Genomic DNA, 16,568 nt, shown 5'->3' with positions numbered 1-16,568 from the left:
AGTTGCCTCTTGATGGTTTGTTGAATTATAATTAACGTTGGTTTTATCTACTAATAGTAAGTATAACGTCTTACTTTTGAAATGTATTTGGCCAAACGAATTACTTGATGGCTGTAGCCGTATTCGTTATCGTACCAAATGTAAAGCACGATGCTTTTTCCGTCTTTAGAAACAATAGTAGCATTGCTATCATAGATTGAAGGAGCTGTAGTTCCCACTATATCCGAAGAAACCAATTCATTGTTCAAAGAATATTTGATTTGCTCCACCAACTCGCCTTCTAAAGCGTATTTTTTCATAATGTTGTTAATGCCTTCGACAGAAGTTGCTTTTTTAACTTCAAGATTCAAAACCACTAAGGAGCCATTTGGAACAGGAACACGAATCGCGTTTGAAGTTAGTTTTCCTTCTAATGACGGTAAGGCTTTGGCAACCGCACTTCCAGCACCTGTTTCGGTAATTACCATATTTAGAGCAGCAGCTCTACCACGACGGTATTTTTTATGCATGTTGTCAACCAAATTCTGATCGTTGGTGTAAGCGTGGATGGTTTCTAAATGTCCTTTTACAACACCCAAAGTATCTTCGATAGCTTTCAAAATTGGAGTGATGGCATTAGTTGTACAAGAAGCCGCTGAGAAAATAGATACTTCGTCTGGATTGTATTCGTTTTGGTTTACCCCGTGTACGATGTTTGGAACGCCTTTTCCTGGAGCAGTAAGCAATACTTTATCGGTTCCTTTTGAAGTTAAGTGACGACTCAAAGCTTCTTGAGTAGTGAATGCTCCAGTATTGTCGATTACTAAGGCATTGTCAATATTGTAAGCAGTATAATCAATTTCTTCTGGAGTGTTGGCTGTAATCATGTGAACGGTAGTCCCGTTGATGATTAACGCATTGTTGGCTGGATCGGCAATAACAGAACCATTAAAATCGCCATGAATGGAATCGTAACGCAATAAAGAAGCTCTTTTTTCTAAGCTAGTAGCATCGTTTTTATCTCGAGTTACAATAGCTCTTAAACGCATTTGGTCTCCTTTACCTGTTTTGGACATCAACTCACGAGCTAATAAACGTCCAATTCTTCCAAAACCATATAATACCACATCTTTTGGTTGAATTTCATCACTTGTTTTGGCTTCTTTTAATTTGTCAATGACAAAATGTCTAGCATCTGGATACTTTTCGTCCAAAAGACCGTATTCGTAAGTCAATTTTCCGATATCTAATTTAGAAGGTGGTAAGTCTAAAGAAAGAATTACACTAGCGATTTCTACAGAATCTGAAATTGAAATGGGTTTTCCAACAAATTCACCTGCATACTCATGCAAGTTTAGAATTTCGCTCACATTTCTGTCAATCAAATGGTTTCTGAATAAAACCAATTCGATGGATTTGTCATACCATAAGTCGCTAATAATTTTGATTAATTCTACTCCAGACCGTCTTCTGTCGGCTTGTAACGTAACTTCTTTTTCGTATAATTGTGTTGTACTCATATGGGTTTTTGTAAAAAAATAAAGTTGTGTTTTTTAAATTTTTTGCAAAAGTACCCTATTTCAATCGATTTCGTAAACTGTTTTGCAATTTTTTTTCATAAAAAAAAGCCATCATGCTTTGATGCGTGATGGCTATTGGATTTATGTTATGTAGTGTTAAATAATTATTCTGAAAATTTCTCCATTTCGGTTGATCATTTCAATTCGGATACTTTGTTGTTCTTCCTTGTTTTTCATGATTTTTGAAACAGTTTCTACATTCGTTGCTTTTACATTGTCAATACTCAAAATGATATTGCCTTGTAATTCATCTGCATATTGTAAGTAGCGTTCATTCGTTATAGCTTTGATTTTCACACCATAATCAATCTTGAATTTCTTTTTGTCGGCAGCATCAATATTCTCTACCTCGATTCCTTTGAACTCTGAACTAAAATATTCGTTTTTGCTCAAGGTTACTGTAGTCGATTTGTTTTTACCCTCACGAATATAGTTTACAGCTACTTTGTCATTCGGGCGTTTAGTATTAATGTATCCTGACAAATCCGCAAAAGTTGCTATGTTTTGGTTGTCAATTTTTACAATGATATCACCTTTTTGCAAACCAGCTTTTTCAGCTCCAGAGTTTTTACTCACTTTATTAATGTAAAAACCTTGAGTTTCATTTACACCCAAATCTTTTGAAGTTTTGCTGTTCAATTCGCCACCTTCTACACCAAGAATGCCTCGTTGTACGTTACCGAATTCCATTAAATCTTCAATGATTTTTCTAGCATTATTAGAAGGTACAGCAAAAGAATATCCTGTATAACTTCCCGTTGGAGAAGAAATCATCGTGTTGATTCCGATTAATTCTCCTCTAGCATTTACCAACGCTCCACCAGAGTTTCCTGGGTTTACAGCGGCATCGGTTTGAATAAACGATTGTATGCCTCTAGTATCTAAATTTCTGGCTTTGGCTGAAACGATCCCTGCAGTTACCGTTGAATTTAAATTGTAAGGATTACCAACAGCCAAAACCCATTCGCCTACTTTTACATTATCTGAGTTAGCAAAAACAGTATAAGGCAATTTTTCATCGGCATTGATTTTCAATAGAGCGATATCCATTTTAGAATCGGTTCCGATTAATTTGGCTGGATAGGTTTTTTTGTTGTTCAGTGTGATTTCGATTTCTGAAGCGTCTTTTATTACGTGATTATTCGTTACAATATAACCATCTTCAGAGATAATTACTCCAGAACCTGTTCCTACTTGTTCTTGTAATTGTCCGCCTCCATAACCATAAAAGAATTCCATAATAGGATTACTTACGGTTCTACGAGATACATTTTTTACGTGGACTACTGAGTGAACGGCTTTGTCAGCTGCTTCAGTAAAATCCACTGCTTCTGCCGAGAGACCTACATTTCTTCCGTAATTTTCTGATGCGACTGTTACAATGCCTTTTTTGTCATTAGAAAAATACCCATTGCCCTCAAACAAAAGCTTGTAAGCTCCCAGAGTGGTAGCACCACTAAGTAACGATACCAAAAATAAGGATGAAAATTTTTTCATAATACAATTTAGTTTTATTAGTTATTTGGTCACAAATTTAATAGATATTAGATTTACCAAAAAGTAGTTTAACGCACTTTAACAGTGTTTAACTTTTCATTATTAATCGTACTTTTGTGCATTAAAATTAAGAAAAATGCTAATAGATTTTTATAAATACCAAGGAACGGGGAACGATTTTGTAATGATTGATAATCGCTCTCTTTTTTTTCCAAAAGAGGATGTCTCGCTTATCGAGCGTTTATGTGATAGACGATTTGGAATTGGTGCCGATGGTTTGATTTTGTTAGAAAATGACGCCGCAACCGATTTTAAAATGGTCTATTATAATTCTGATGGAAACGAAAGTTCGATGTGTGGTAATGGAGGACGTTGTTTGGTGGCTTTTGCCAAAGAACTGAACGTTATTGATGATGCAACAACTTTTATAGCAACAGATGGACTACACCATGCTACTGTTGCTTCTGATGGTTTGGTTTCGTTACAAATGATAGATGTAAAGGAACTCAAAATTACTCCTGAATTTTCTTTTTTGAATACAGGATCGCCACATCATGTGCAAATTGTAGATGACCTTGAACATTATAATGTAAAAAAAAATGGAGCAGCTATTCGTTATAGTGAATTGTATGGCAAGGCTGGTAGTAATGTTAATTTTGTTTCTCAAATAAACGAAGATACGTTTGCAGTTCGCACATACGAGCGTGGGGTAGAAGATGAAACATTGGCTTGTGGTACAGGTGTTACAGCAGTTGCAATCGCGATGAATGCAACTGGAGTTACTTCTTCAAACGCCATTCATCTAAATGTAGAAGGAGGGAAGTTAGAAGTTTCCTTTGATCAATTAGGAAGTCAGTATACCAATGTATTCTTAAAAGGACCTGCGCAATTCGTCTTCAAAGGTCAAATCGAAATCTAATTATTCTAACATCTTGATGAATACATTAAAAGGGAATACAATTTATTTACGAGCTTTAGAACCCAATGACTTGGAGTTTGTATATGCTATGGAAAACGACCAAAGTATTTGGGAAGTGAGCAACACGCAAACGCCCTACAGTCGCTTTTTGGTTAAGCAGTATTTAGAAAATGCCCATCAGGATATTTACGAAGCCAAACAATTGCGGTTGGCGATATGCAAGGACCAAGATTTTCCAGCTGTTGGACTCATTGATTTGTTTGAATTTGATCCTAAAAACAATAAAGCAGGAGTAGGGATTGTTATTCAAAGTAGTTCAAATCGCAACCAACAGATTGGTTCTGAAGCTTTGGAACTTTTGATTCGATATTCTTTTTATGACTTGAATTTACATCAGCTCTATGCAAATATCAGTGTTGAAAACACCGCTAGTATTGCTCTTTTTACTAAATTTGGCTTCGAAAAAATTGGAATAAAAAAAGATTGGATTTTAGTAAATGGAATTTACAAAGACGAGGCTATCTTTCAGTTAATTAATCATAAATTTTAAATTTTATATTTTGAACGTAAAAAAAATCATTTCAATCGGAGCTGTAGTAGTTGCCGCTGTATTATTAGTGTACGGTTTTGTATTGATTCGTCAAATCTTTAGTGCTAATACTAAATTCAGTGAGGAAAAAGTATATGTTTATGTTCCTACAGGTTCTGATTATGAAGCAGTCAAAAAACTCATTTCGCCTTATGTTGAAGACATGCAACGATTTGAATTGGTTGCAGGAAAAACAAGTTATCCGGAAAATGTGAAGTCAGGTCGTTTTTTGCTAAAAAATGGCATGAGTAGTTATGATTTGGTGAAAAGTATGCGTAGCAATGATCCTGTAAAATTAGCTTTCAACAATCAAGAGCGTTTAGAAAATTTAGCAGGTCGTGTGGGTTCTCAAATAGAACCAGACAGTTTAGCGTTATTGACAACGTTCAAGGATTCTGTGTTTCTTAAAGAAAATGGTTTTACAGAGGATAATGTTTTTGTGATGTTTATTGCCAATACTTATGAAGTATATTGGAACATTACAGCCGAAAAATTTCGTGATAAAATGATCAAAGAATACCGTACTTTTTGGAATGAAAAAAGAACGCAACAAGCAACTCAACAAGGTTTGACGCCTGTTACAGCAACGATTTTAGCTTCTATTGTGCACAAAGAATCGGTAAAGAAAGATGAAAGACCTCGAATTGCGGGAGTATATTTGAACCGTTTGAAACAAGAAATGCCTTTGCAAGCGGATCCAACAGTGATTTATGCCTTAAAAAAGAAAAGCAATGATTTTAATCAAGTAATTAAGCGCGTGTTTTATAACGATTTGTTTTTGAATTCGCCTTACAATACTTATAAAAATATAGGTTTACCTCCAGGTCCAATTGCCATGCCTGATATCACAGCATTGGAAGCTGTTTTGGCACCTGAAAAACACAATTACATTTATTTTTGTGCTAGTGTAGATCGTTTTGGTTACCATGAGTTTGCAGCCACTTTGCCAGAACATAATATTAATGCCAAAAAGTATTCAGATTGGATCAACAACCAAGGTGTAAAACGATAATTATTTCCTTTCGAAATAGTAGGTTTCGATTGCTACTTTTTTTTTGGAGCACTTTTGGGCTTTTTGCTCAAGAGGCTCCAAACTCTTTTTTTACCCCATCCGATTCTTTGAATATCCAAAGACGAAATACTGTTATTATTACTGAAACGGTGTTGGGAGGAGCTACTTTGGTGGGACTGAATCAACTCTGGTACGCAGATTATCCCAAATCAAATTTTCATTTTATTAATGACAATGCCGAGTGGTTGCAGATGGACAAAATAGGACATTTGTATTCTGCTTATCATTTGGGACGTTTTGGTGCCGAAGCTTTACAATGGAGTGGCGTTCGAAAACAAGATCAGTTGATTTATGGCGCTACTTTAGGTTTTGCCTTTTTGTCTATTGTCGAAGTGATGGATGGCTATTCTGCAGAATGGGGAGCGTCATCTAGTGATATTTTGGCCAATGCGCTTGGAACAGGACTTTACGTTTCGCAAGAGTTGCTTTGGAAAGAACAACGAATTACCCCAAAGTTTTCTTTTCACACTACTTCATATGCCACACAAAATCCCAATAAATTAGGTAGTACTTTTTCGGAACAACTACTGAAAGATTACAATGGACAAACCTATTGGTTATCGGTCAATATGCATTCTTTTTTTAAAGGGTCTAAAATTCCAAAATGGCTTAATTTAGCATTTGGATATGGAGCTAACGGTATGCTCGCTGGAATTGATCCAACAGATCAACGATACAGACAGTTTTATGTCAGTTTTGATGTCGATCTAACGAAAATTACTACTAAAAATTCTTTCTTAAAGACTCTTTTTTCGGTTTTTAACACCATAAAAGTGCCTGCTCCAACTTTGTCATATAGCGCCCACACTGGTTTTAAGGCATACTCCTTGTACTTTTAACATTTTTTAACTTACTGTATTTCAGTCTCATTTTTTTAAGTGGTATCTTTGCGTGTAGAAATTTCACAAGGTGACAGCGAGTGAAGAAAAACAATTTATGATAAAGAAATGGTATTTTTTCTTGAGTTTAATCGGTATCGTTACCTTTTTAAGCTTAGGTTTTAAAAACGAAAAAAAGAGCCTCACTCCGATGGCTCAAACTGTAGAAAAGGAAGCAACAATTTCAGATTTTCCTTTTAACGAAACGTCTATTTCAGACATTCCCTTTACCAAAAATTTATTTGTAGGCTTCAAAGAGGCCATTGCTCACAAAGAATCTAGAGGTAAATATCAAAAAGTAAATTCTTTTGGTTATTTAGGGAAATATCAATTTGGTGTACAAACACTTCGAGCAATTGGTGTACAAAATCAACATCATTTTTTAAACAATCCAGCATTACAAGAAAAAGCCTTTATTGCGCTTTTATCAAAAAACAAATCCTTGTTGCAATCGGTTATCGAGAAACACGAAGGAAGTGTAATTGATGGAATTTTGATTACCGAGTCTGGTATTTTGGCTGCTGCGCATTTGGCAGGAGCCGGTACAGTAAAAAAATTTTTTAGGCACAAGGGCAAAAGGTATTTCCGTGATGCTTATGGAACTTCTTTACGAAGTTATTTAAAAGCTTTTGGAGGATACGACACTTCATTTATTGTTGCCAACAATAACGCAACGGTGCATTCAATTTAAATTTTTTTACGATTATTTTGAAGAAAGCTATGATGTAATTCATAGCTTTTTTGTTTTAAGCCACAATCAGATAATATTTTTTTAATTGTAAACATCTGTTTATTAATTGTTTATTTTTTTTTATTGCTAAAAGAATAAAATTTATTAGGAAAATTGAAAAATAAAAATAAATCTTTGTACCAGAAAATTAGTAACCTTTTAATAGCGAAGAAAATGTTTGTATTTAAATCATTACCTCAAAGTGATGCATCAGTTGGAACTGGTGTGGCTTTTCTTCGTGGCTTCTCACAATCATAGATAAAACAACATATATGAAAAAGCCCGAAGACATTTAGTTTCGGGCTTTTTTTTGTTTATTCTAGAACCTTCAAAAATTTTCCCGAAACGTGTTCAACAATATTGCAATGTGTAATTGATTTGCCTTCTTGGTAAACCTCTACGCCTTGTTATGAATCATTTTTAAAATAATCATGGGAAATAAACTATCCGGGAAAGACCTAATTAAATTAGGCTTCCCAAAAAATAATGCCATAAATATTGCCTTAGGGCAAATCAATAGATATCGAAAAAGAGAAAAAAAGGAAAGTATTTTGACCGAAGCTAAGCAAGTACTGTTACATCCAGAAAAATTCAAAGGTGATGGTACTTGGGGAAAAGTAGCAGAAGGTTTAGTCAACCCAGTTCAAGTAAAATTCAACCAATTGAAAACGACTCGAGCTCCTTTTTCCATCTTTGGAGAAAACGAAATAGATGAACAAGCCAAGTTTCAATTGTATGATGCTTTAAAATTACCTATTTCAGTAAGAGGGGCTTTGATGCCTGATGCACATTCTGGTTACGGATTGCCAATAGGCGGTGTATTAGCCACAGATAATGCGGTAATTCCATATGGTGTAGGAGTAGATATTGGTTGTAGAATGAGCTTATCGATTTTCGATTTACCTGCGTCTTTTTTTAAAGGGAAAGACCATCAATTACAAGCTATTTTGAAAGACAATACCAAATTTGGAATGAGTGAAACGCATAAAATTAAAGCCGATCATGAAGTTTTTTACCGAGACGAATTCAAAACCATTCCAGTTGTGAAACAGTTGTTAGACAAAGCCTACAAGCAATTAGGCTCATCTGGTGGAGGAAATCACTTTGTAGAATTCGGAATTGTGAAATTAGACAATCCCTTACCTGAATGGAAGTTGGAAGCCAAAGAATACGTGGCAGTTTTATCGCATAGCGGTTCACGCGGCTTGGGTGCCAATATCGCTAAACATTACACGTATTTGGCAAGTAAACAATGTCCGTTACCCAAAAATGTACAGCATTTGGCTTGGTTGGATTTGAATACACATGACGGACAAGAATATTGGATGGCTATGAATTTAGCAGGCGATTATGCCAAAGCTTGTCATGAAGATATTCACAGAAGATTGGCTAAAGCGCTAGGAAAGCGTATTGTGGTAACCATCGAAAATCATCACAATTTTGCGTGGAAAGAAATGGTGGATGGGAAAGAATGTATTGTGCACCGAAAAGGTGCTACGCCAGCCGCTAAAGGACAATTGGGAATTATTCCAGGTTCGATGACGGCGCCAGGATTCATCGTAATGGGCAAAGGAAACGAAGACAGTTTACAATCGGCTTCTCACGGAGCGGGACGTTTGTTTTCGAGAGCGAAATGCAAAGCTACTTTTACGCAAAGTCAGATTAAAAAAGTTTTGGCTGATAACGATGTTACTTTAATCGGAGGTAATATTGACGAAGCACCAATGGCGTATAAAAACATTCATACGGTGATGAATTTACAAACTGAATTGGTGGATGTGTTAGGTACGTTTACACCAAAAATTGTTAGAATGGATAAATAAATTTAAAATCATGGGAGCACCACATAACATAAAAAGATACGGAGAATTGTGGGATCAATCGCGTATTGATGAAGGATTAAAAATCCTCTCTATTATAAAAGAATATATTGTTATTTCTGGAGGTTGGGCTTGGCACTTTATGAGTGTCACTAACCATACAGAATATAAACATGCACACGATCATAAGGATATAGATGTTTTTGTAAATCCTAAAAATGTTGCTGTAGTAATGGCACTTTTGCAAGAAAATGGATTTGAAAAAGTTTGGACACGTTACGACCATTTGCCAAGTCAAGAGAATTTTAGAAGATATGAAAAGGTAATTTATAAGAAAGATGAAAAGTCTTTTAGAGTTACTATCGATTTTTTTGAAAGAGACGATATAAATGCAATTGAAACGAATGGTTTTTTCGTGGTTTTGCCTAGTCAGTTGTTGACTTTTTATAGAAATATTCATTCTAGTGATAAATGCTGGGCAGTTATGAGAGCAAAAGAATTCATAGATAAGGGGATAAATCCAGTAGGACGAATTGAGCTTTCTGAAATTCCAAAGGATTTTCAAAAAGTGAAAAACTAAAAATTTTAAAAATATTGGAAAAGATTATACAAATAACATCAGGAAGAGGACCTGCGGAATGCACTTGGGTTGTGGCGCAAGTGTTGAAAAAAGTGTTGCAAGAAGCAGAAACTTTACAATTAAAAGCGACTGTCTTGCAACATGAAGCAGGTTCCGAAAATGGAACAGTAGCTTCGGCAATGGTTCAAATTATTGGAAAAAATGCGACTGAATTTTTGGATTCATGGGTAGGCACCATTCAATGGATTGGAAAAAGTACGTTTAGAAAATTTCACAAACGCAGCAATTGGTTTGTTGGAATTTTCGAAGTAGACGCGATTCCATCTCGTGCTTTTTCTGAAAAAGACATTCAGTATCAAGCAATGCGAAGCTCGGGAGCTGGTGGACAACACGTGAATAAAGTAAGTTCGGCCATTCGAGCGACACATGTACCAACAGGAATTAGTGTAGTGAGTATGGATTCACGTTCGCAACATCAGAACAAGAAATTAGCAACTGAGCGTTTATTACTGAAACTAAATGAAGCCCAATTGAATCTTTTGAAGCAACAATTTCAAAGTCAATGGACGAATCAATTAGCTGTAGAACGTGGAAATCCGATACGAACTTTTGAAGGTTCTGATTTTAAGAAACTCAAAGTAGAAAAGAAGTTTAAAGCTGTACGACAGCAATTAAAAAACGAATTAAAAAATGAAAAATACTGATAAATACTTATTTCAAGCCTTGGATAATTATCCATATTGGTTGGAAGGAACTTCGGAAGCTTTGGATTATGCCTTGTCTTACGATGAGAAAAATACAACTGCTTTGTGTTTGTATGCGAGAATAGAAGCAGAGCAATTGCAAAACTATGAAGCAGCAAAAAACTATTTTCAAGAAGCACTGGCGATTAATATAGATGCTGTAGCTGTATATCCGTATTATTTAGAAACCTTGCTTTTGAATGAAGATTATGAAGAAGCTTCTAAGTTAATTGATTTTGCCTTAACGATTAAAGGGATTAACAAAATGGCGATTTTATTAAAAAAAGTACAATTGTTAGAACGCCAACAGAAGATAAAAGAGGCGATAAAAGTAATGAAAGAAGTAAAATTAGCCTCTTTTGCAAACGATTCTTTTGAAATTGATGAAGTAGCCAATAGGTTAAAAGCCAAAAAGGATTTACTAAAGCCAAAGAAAAAATCGAAGAAGAAGAAATCGGATAAAATAGGCAAGAAGAAATGAGAGAACCAGCTTTAGAGCTGGTTTTTTTGTGATCTTACACAGTAAAATCGGGTTTCATGACTAAAAAGTAGGACTTTAGAACATCTTATATTATGATGCTTTATTCGTTTTTTATATTTGATACAGGTTTAATACATTACCCATGAACACCAATCACTTACTTGTTGCTTTCAGAAATAGAGCCTTAGGAGTCAAAGAAACGACCGAAAACTGGACACATGAAATAGAATATTTATATAAAAGAGGGGTTGGAATTGATGAAGCTTTGCATTATTTGTACTTTGAAAAACCTTCTATTGAAGAATTTGAGGATTGGGTCAATGAAAAAGAAACTAAACTAGTTTCATCAGTTGCAGAGGTTGGTAACGTTTTAAGTGATGACGAATTACAGTTTTTTGAAACCAACGGGTATATTATTTTACCTAATGCGATTTCAAAAGCGGATTGTGCTGCGACTCAACAGGTCATTTGGGAGTTTTTGGGAATGCATCCAGAACAACCCGAAACTTGGTACCAAAGCCATCCCCAACAACGCGGAATGATGGTTAATATTTTTGATCACCCTTTGTTAGAAAAAAACAGAGCTTCGGCCAGAATCAAGAAAGCTTTCGAACAGCTATATCAGTCTGAAGCTATTTATAAAACGATAGATAAAATAAGTTTTAATCCACCCGTTACGCCAAATTATGTTTTCAAAGGAGATGGTTTGCATTGGGATGTGAGTTTGCAATTGCCCATTCCGTTCCGATTGCAAGGCTTGATTTATTTATCTGATTGTGGACCACAAGATGGCGCTTTTCATTGTGTGCCTGGTTTTCATCATCAGATTGCTTCTTGGATGGAGCAGATTCCCGAAGGTGTTCACCCGAGAGCGCACGCTTTAGCAACACTCACACCCCAAGCCATTACCGCCTCTGCAGGCGATATGGTGATTTGGCATCAAGCCCTGCCACATTGCGCAACTCCAAATTACGGTACTTCGCCACGTATGGTGCAATATCTAAGTTATATTAGTGAATCGCATGTAGAAGCTAAAGAGTGGATTTAAAATTGTCTATACCTGACAGGTTTTTAAAACCTGTCAGGCTTGAAAATACAATTATTCCTCCATCAATATCTCCAAAATACTAATGGCAGCCTCACTAATTTTGGTGCCAGGACCAAAAACGGCAACGGCTCCAGCATCAAAAAGGAATTGGTAGTCTTGCACTGGGATGACGCCACCTACTACGACCATAATATCTTCGCGGCCGTATTTTTTGAGTTCTTCGATGACTTGAGGAACTAAGGTTTTGTGACCTGCCGCCAAAGAAGAGACACCAAGAACATGTACATCGTTTTCTACGGCTTGTTTGGCTGCTTCTTCTGGTGTTTGAAACAATGGGCCAATGTCTACGTCAAAACCTACATCGGCATAACCTGTGGCTACAACTTTGGCTCCACGGTCGTGTCCATCTTGCCCCATTTTAGCAATCATGATTCGGGGTCTTCTTCCGTCTTGTTTGGCAAAAGCATCGGCAAGTTGCTTGGCTTTCTCAAAACTTTTGTCGTCTTTAATTTCTTTGCTATACACGCCACTAAAGGATTTAATTTGTGCTTTGTAACGTCCAAAAACCGTTTCTAACGCATCGCTTATTTCGCCAAGGGTTGCTCGGTTTCTCGCGGCTTCTACGGCTATTTCTAACAAATTGCCTTCATTGGTTTTGGCACAATGAATCAATTTTTCGAGACTACTTTTTACTTTTTCAGAGTCTCTGTTGGCTTTGATTTTTTCCAATTGCGCCAATTGTTGTTTGCGAACCATTTGGTTGTCTACATCCAAAATTTGCAAAGGATCTTCTTTTTCCAATCGGTATTGATTGACACCTACAATAATGTCTTGTCCGCTGTCGATTCGCGCTTGTTTTCTAGCGGCAGCTTCTTCTATTCTTAACTTTGGAATACCGGCTTCAATGGCTTTGGTCATTCCGCCCAAGGCTTCTACTTCTTGAATCAATTGCCAAGCTTTTTCGGCAATTTCATTCGTAAGACTTTCTATATAATAGCTGCCTCCCCAAGGGTCTACAGTTTTGGTAATTTGGGTTTCTTCTTGTAAATATATTTGGGTATTTCTTGCAATTCTCGCTGAGAAATCGGTAGGTAACGCAATGGCTTCGTCTAGTGCGTTAGTATGTAGTGATTGAGTTCCGCCAAAAGCAGCTGCAGCCGCTTCGACTACGGTTCGTGCCACGTTATTAAAAGGGTCTTGCTCGGTTAAACTCCAGCCAGAAGTTTGACAATGCGTTCTCAAGGCCAATGATTTTTCATCCGCGGGGTTGAATTCTTTGAGCAATTTGGCCCACAACATTCTACCCGCACGCATTTTTGCGATTTCCATAAAATGATTCATTCCAATGGCCCAGAAAAAGGATAATCTTGGCGCAAATTCATCGATTTTCATTCCAGTGGCTAAACCGGTTCGAATGTACTCTAGCCCATCGGCTAGGGTGTAGGCCAACTCAATATCTGCGGTAGCTCCCGCTTCTTGCATATGGTAGCCAGAGATGGATATAGAGTTAAACTTTGGCATTTTCTTGCTGGTAAATTCAAAAATATCAGCAATAATTTTCATAGAAGGAGTAGGAGGATAGATGTAGGTATTTCGCACCATGAACTCCTTTAAAATGTCATTTTGTATCGTTCCCGAGAGTTGTTCTGGAGCTACGCCTTGTTCTTCTGCTGCCACAATATAAAAAGCCATGATAGGCAAAACAGCACCATTCATAGTCATCGATACCGACATTTCTTGTAGTGGAATTTGATCAAACAACACTTTCATGTCCTCCACTGTGTCGATGGCTACACCCGCTTTTCCAACGTCTCCAACCACACGTTCGTGATCGGAATCATAGCCTCTGTGCGTAGGGAGATCAAAAGCAATGGAAAGTCCTTTTTGACCCGCGGCTAAATTGCGTCGGTAAAAAGCATTGCTCTCTTCGGCAGTAGAAAAGCCCGCATATTGGCGAATGGTCCACGGTCTACGCACATACATTGTAGCATAAGGGCCGCGTAAGTTAGGAGCAAAGCCAGCCCCAAAGTCCAAATGCTCTAAGGTTTCAATATCTTTTTCAGAATAGGTAGGCGGAATCGTAATGCCTTCCGCTGTTAGGAAAGGTTCGGGACTAGGAATACTAGCACTTTTTGCGGAATGGTTTAAGGTAATATGTTGAAGGTCTTTTCTTTTCATGGCTGAATAGTAATGGTGAAACGTTTTGGTTAGAATAAGCTTACTCTGTGGCGAGTCGTTCTTGTTCGATTTTTTCGGCCAAACGTTTTTCGATTATCGGGGTAATCAGTGTTTTTCGTGGATTGATTTTTACAAAAGGAAACAATTCCAAATCGTGTTTCATCCGATCCGCTGGGTTAGGGTGCTTATTGGTTCCCAATAATATTTTTTTACCAGTATCAAATAAAGCTTGTTCCTTGTCTGCGCTTTCTTGGATTTTTCTTTTGATGATGCCTTCTTTCAACTGCTTTAAGAAACCACCATTTTTTTCGATGTCTTTAAACAATTGAAGTCCTTTTTCTGCCAATTGTTGTGTAATGCTTTCTATGTAATAACTTCCGTCGGCAGGATTGTTTACTTTGTCGAAATACGATTCGTTTTTCAAAATCAACAATTGATTTCTTGCAATACGATCTCCAAATTCGTTGTCTTTGTGGTACAAGGCGTCATAAGGTAAATTAGCCACTGCATCTGCTCCTCCCAAAATGGCGCTCATGCATTCTGTTGTGGTTCGTAGCATATTGACATTGTAGTCGTAAATTGTTTTGTTTCTTTTAGTTGGAGTGGCTAGAATATGACAATCGATATCCAATTCATAGGCATTGGATACAATTTCAAAAAGTTGACGAATGGCTCTTAACTTTGCAATTTCAAAAAAGTAGTTGCTTCCTACAGCGACTTGAAACACTACGCTTTTTTTACAGTTTGGAATATGGTTGAAGTATTCATTGGCTTGTGCTAAACCATAGGCTATTTCCTGAACCATATTGGCTCCTGCATTTTGATACAAGCCCATATTGACACTCAATAATGAGCAATTTTGGGTGCTGTTAAAAAGCAATTTGAGGGTTTCGAAATTGTCTTTTTCAGGCGTTGAGAACCAATTACCGTCTTGCGCTAATTGTCCGATAGGATCTAATAAGCAGAAAATCTTAGCTTCTTTTTCTTTGGCAATTTGGTCGATTTTTTTAACGAAATCGATTGAAAGAAATTGGAAATGAAAATATAGGGTTGTTGTAGCTAAAGGAAGTGCTACAAGTAATTTTTCTATAGCGATGTTTTCATTTGGAATTGTAAATCGGAGACTCGTAGCGCCACGTTGTATCGTATCTAAAGCTCTTTCTATCGATTTGTCTAAATCGTGTACAAAGATGTTTTGGCAAATGGTAAACGCTGTTGCTTGGGTGCTAACGTTAGTGCTACCTTTTAAATCTTCTTTGTCGTAAAATGGTTTTACTTTTATTTCCTCTGAGGAATTCCAAATCACCGTTTCGTTGTAATCGGCACCTTTGAGTTCAAATTGGATTTTTTGTTTCCACTGTTTAGCCGAAACTGGATTGAAATCTTCAAATAGATTTTGCGCCATTGTAGTTGTATTAGTTGGTGTCGTTTTTAGTAATGCTATCGCCTTCAAATTCTATGATATAGATGTCCTCGCTATCTTTTTTCATATAGTATTTCTCGCGAGCATATTTTTCTATTTGTTCAGAATTATGCAATTGTTGGATATTTTGTTTATCCTTTTTTATTTCTTCTTGGTAGTATTTTTTATTTTCTTCTAATTGCTGAATGTCTTCGTCTAGAATTCTGTGATCAAAATAGGAGTAATTGTCTAGGAAAGTCATCCAAACTATAAACGATAAGGAAACCCAGATGTATTTGTTGCTGAGTAATTTGAACCATTTTTTATCTTTATAGGGATTGTTCATTGCTAGTGTTTGGGATATAAGTTGTTGGTTTACAATATGCGTTGGTTGATAACCGCTCGAACTACATCAATGGCTACGGTGTTGAACTTGTCATTAGGGATAATGATGTCGGCGTAGGCTTTGGTTGGTTCTATGAATTGTTCGTGCATAGGTTTGAGCGTGTGTTGGTAACGACTCAATACTTCTTCCATATCACGACCTCTTTCTGATATATCACGGCGTAATCTACGAATTAATCGCTCATCAGAATCTGCATGAACATAAACTTTGATGTCAAATAAATCACGCAATTCAGGATTGGTAAATATTAAAATACCTTCTACAATCATCACTTTTCGTGGGTGAGTCACTATGGTGTCGTCGGTTCTGTTGTGTTTGATGAACGAGTAAACAGGTTGATTAATGATATTGCCTTGTTTTAGTTCTTTTAGATGGGCTACTAAAAGTTCAAAGTCGATGGCTCTAGGATGATCAAAGTTAATGTTAGAACGTTCCTCATAACTCATGTTTTTGTTCTCTTTGTAATAAGAATCTTGAGAGATGATACCTACTTCAGCATCAGGTAGTTCGTTCATGATTTGATGTACTACTGTTGTTTTTCCACTTCCGGTTCCTCCCGCAATTCCTATGATGAGCATACTAACTTTAATTTTAAATTTTGTTACAAAAATAAGAATTAAAAGAGATACCTATTTGTTTTTGTGGACTATTTTTAATCGGCCTGCG

General features: G+C 36.6%; 16 protein-coding genes. 10 read left to right on the top strand and 6 right to left on the bottom strand.

The genetic code is table 11. The annotated features are described in order from the left end of the window. Positions 1–50 precede the first annotated feature (50 nt). On the bottom strand, positions 51–1,499 hold the full coding sequence (locus WFZ86_RS07650; protein ID WP_342691395.1) for a glyceraldehyde-3-phosphate dehydrogenase: 1,449 nt from the start codon (positions 1,497–1,499) through the stop codon (positions 51–53). Positions 1,500–1,655: 156 nt separating this feature from the next. Then, positions 1,656–3,056 (bottom strand): Do family serine endopeptidase, encoded by a 1,401-nt coding sequence (locus tag WFZ86_RS07645; RefSeq protein WP_342691394.1) that lies wholly within the window; start codon positions 3,054–3,056, stop codon positions 1,656–1,658. Positions 3,057–3,192: 136 nt separating this feature from the next. Between WFZ86_RS07645 and dapF the strand changes: the two genes are divergently transcribed. From dapF to WFZ86_RS07595, 10 genes are all read left to right on the top strand, one after another. Continuing rightward, the gene (gene dapF / locus WFZ86_RS07640; RefSeq protein WP_342691393.1) at positions 3,193–3,975 is read left to right on the top strand and encodes a diaminopimelate epimerase; all 783 of its coding nucleotides are present in this window, start codon (positions 3,193–3,195) and stop codon (positions 3,973–3,975) included. Positions 3,976–3,991: 16 nt separating this feature from the next. After that, positions 3,992–4,525: a GNAT family N-acetyltransferase gene (locus tag WFZ86_RS07635; RefSeq protein WP_342691392.1), complete on the top strand. Its 534-nt coding sequence runs from the start codon at positions 3,992–3,994 to the stop codon at positions 4,523–4,525. A 10-nt stretch (positions 4,526–4,535) separates the two neighbouring features. Continuing rightward, on the top strand, positions 4,536–5,576 hold the full coding sequence (gene mltG, locus WFZ86_RS07630; protein ID WP_342691391.1) for an endolytic transglycosylase MltG: 1,041 nt from the start codon (positions 4,536–4,538) through the stop codon (positions 5,574–5,576). Between the two features lie 29 nt (positions 5,577–5,605). Beyond that, entirely contained in the window at positions 5,606–6,475 is an 870-nt protein-coding gene (locus WFZ86_RS07625; RefSeq protein WP_342691390.1) for a DUF2279 domain-containing protein, read from the top strand. Positions 6,476–6,572: 97 nt separating this feature from the next. Further along, a complete protein-coding gene (locus WFZ86_RS07620; RefSeq protein WP_342691389.1) occupies positions 6,573–7,205 on the top strand; it encodes a peptidoglycan-binding protein LysM in 633 nt (210 codons plus the stop codon). A 470-nt stretch (positions 7,206–7,675) separates the two neighbouring features. After that, a complete protein-coding gene (locus tag WFZ86_RS07615) occupies positions 7,676–9,067 on the top strand; it encodes an RtcB family protein (protein WP_342691388.1) in 1,392 nt (463 codons plus the stop codon). Between the two features lie 10 nt (positions 9,068–9,077). Continuing rightward, complete coding sequence (locus WFZ86_RS07610) at positions 9,078–9,644, top strand: hypothetical protein (protein ID WP_342691387.1); 567 nt, start codon at positions 9,078–9,080, stop codon at positions 9,642–9,644. Positions 9,645–9,658: 14 nt separating this feature from the next. Continuing rightward, positions 9,659–10,348 carry a peptide chain release factor H gene (prfH, locus tag WFZ86_RS07605; protein WP_342691386.1) on the top strand — a complete coding sequence of 230 codons (690 nt, stop codon included), beginning with the start codon at positions 9,659–9,661 and terminating at the stop codon, positions 10,346–10,348. Beyond that, on the top strand, positions 10,335–10,868 hold the full coding sequence (locus WFZ86_RS07600) for a hypothetical protein (protein ID WP_342691385.1): 534 nt from the start codon (positions 10,335–10,337) through the stop codon (positions 10,866–10,868). The genes prfH and WFZ86_RS07600 overlap by 14 nt, the downstream gene beginning before the upstream one ends. Before the next feature lie 142 nt (positions 10,869–11,010). Further along, on the top strand, positions 11,011–11,916 hold the full coding sequence (locus WFZ86_RS07595; RefSeq protein WP_342691384.1) for a phytanoyl-CoA dioxygenase family protein: 906 nt from the start codon (positions 11,011–11,013) through the stop codon (positions 11,914–11,916). A gap of 51 nt (positions 11,917–11,967) precedes the next feature. Here WFZ86_RS07595 and scpA read toward each other — a convergent pair whose 3' ends face one another. From scpA to udk, 4 genes are read right to left on the bottom strand one after another with little or no spacing between them, the layout of a single operon-like run. Continuing rightward, positions 11,968–14,094, bottom strand: a complete 2,127-nt coding sequence (gene scpA, locus WFZ86_RS07590; RefSeq protein WP_342691383.1) for a methylmalonyl-CoA mutase — start codon at positions 14,092–14,094, stop codon at positions 11,968–11,970. 40 nt (positions 14,095–14,134) lie between these two features. Further along, positions 14,135–15,499, bottom strand: a complete 1,365-nt coding sequence (locus WFZ86_RS07585) for a methylmalonyl-CoA mutase subunit beta (protein WP_342691382.1) — start codon at positions 15,497–15,499, stop codon at positions 14,135–14,137. A gap of 10 nt (positions 15,500–15,509) precedes the next feature. Further along, complete coding sequence (locus WFZ86_RS07580; protein WP_342691381.1) at positions 15,510–15,842, bottom strand: FtsB family cell division protein; 333 nt, start codon at positions 15,840–15,842, stop codon at positions 15,510–15,512. Between the two features lie 29 nt (positions 15,843–15,871). Next, the gene (gene udk, locus WFZ86_RS07575; RefSeq protein ID WP_315171712.1) at positions 15,872–16,480 is read right to left on the bottom strand and encodes a uridine kinase; all 609 of its coding nucleotides are present in this window, start codon (positions 16,478–16,480) and stop codon (positions 15,872–15,874) included. Positions 16,481–16,568 lie beyond the last annotated feature (88 nt).

Source organism: Flavobacterium polysaccharolyticum, from assembly GCF_038739875.1.
Lineage (GTDB): Bacteria > Bacteroidota > Bacteroidia > Flavobacteriales > Flavobacteriaceae > Flavobacterium > Flavobacterium polysaccharolyticum.
The sequence above is the reverse complement of the archived record's forward strand: the minus strand, read 5'-3'. Positions and strand labels throughout refer to the sequence as shown.

What these genes read in the sequence shown, in the direction of transcription:
- WFZ86_RS07650 (WP_342691395.1), bottom strand. Translation starts at nt 1,499, where the DNA reads ATGAGTACAACACAATTATACGAAAAAGAAGTTACGTTACAAGCCGAC.
- WFZ86_RS07645 (WP_342691394.1), bottom strand. Translation starts at nt 3,056, where the DNA reads ATGAAAAAATTTTCATCCTTATTTTTGGTATCGTTACTTAGTGGTGCT.
- dapF (WP_342691393.1), top strand. Translation starts at nt 3,193, where the DNA reads ATGCTAATAGATTTTTATAAATACCAAGGAACGGGGAACGATTTTGTA.
- WFZ86_RS07635 (WP_342691392.1), top strand. Translation starts at nt 3,992, where the DNA reads ATGAATACATTAAAAGGGAATACAATTTATTTACGAGCTTTAGAACCC.
- WFZ86_RS07620 (WP_342691389.1), top strand. Translation starts at nt 6,573, where the DNA reads ATGATAAAGAAATGGTATTTTTTCTTGAGTTTAATCGGTATCGTTACC.
- WFZ86_RS07615 (WP_342691388.1), top strand. Translation starts at nt 7,676, where the DNA reads ATGGGAAATAAACTATCCGGGAAAGACCTAATTAAATTAGGCTTCCCA.
- WFZ86_RS07610 (WP_342691387.1), top strand. Translation starts at nt 9,078, where the DNA reads ATGGGAGCACCACATAACATAAAAAGATACGGAGAATTGTGGGATCAA.
- WFZ86_RS07600 (WP_342691385.1), top strand. Translation starts at nt 10,335, where the DNA reads ATGAAAAATACTGATAAATACTTATTTCAAGCCTTGGATAATTATCCA.
- WFZ86_RS07595 (WP_342691384.1), top strand. Translation starts at nt 11,011, where the DNA reads ATGAACACCAATCACTTACTTGTTGCTTTCAGAAATAGAGCCTTAGGA.
- scpA (WP_342691383.1), bottom strand. Translation starts at nt 14,094, where the DNA reads ATGAAAAGAAAAGACCTTCAACATATTACCTTAAACCATTCCGCAAAA.
- WFZ86_RS07585 (WP_342691382.1), bottom strand. Translation starts at nt 15,499, where the DNA reads ATGGCGCAAAATCTATTTGAAGATTTCAATCCAGTTTCGGCTAAACAG.
- WFZ86_RS07580 (WP_342691381.1), bottom strand. Translation starts at nt 15,842, where the DNA reads ATGAACAATCCCTATAAAGATAAAAAATGGTTCAAATTACTCAGCAAC.
- udk (WP_315171712.1), bottom strand. Translation starts at nt 16,480, where the DNA reads ATGCTCATCATAGGAATTGCGGGAGGAACCGGAAGTGGAAAAACAACA.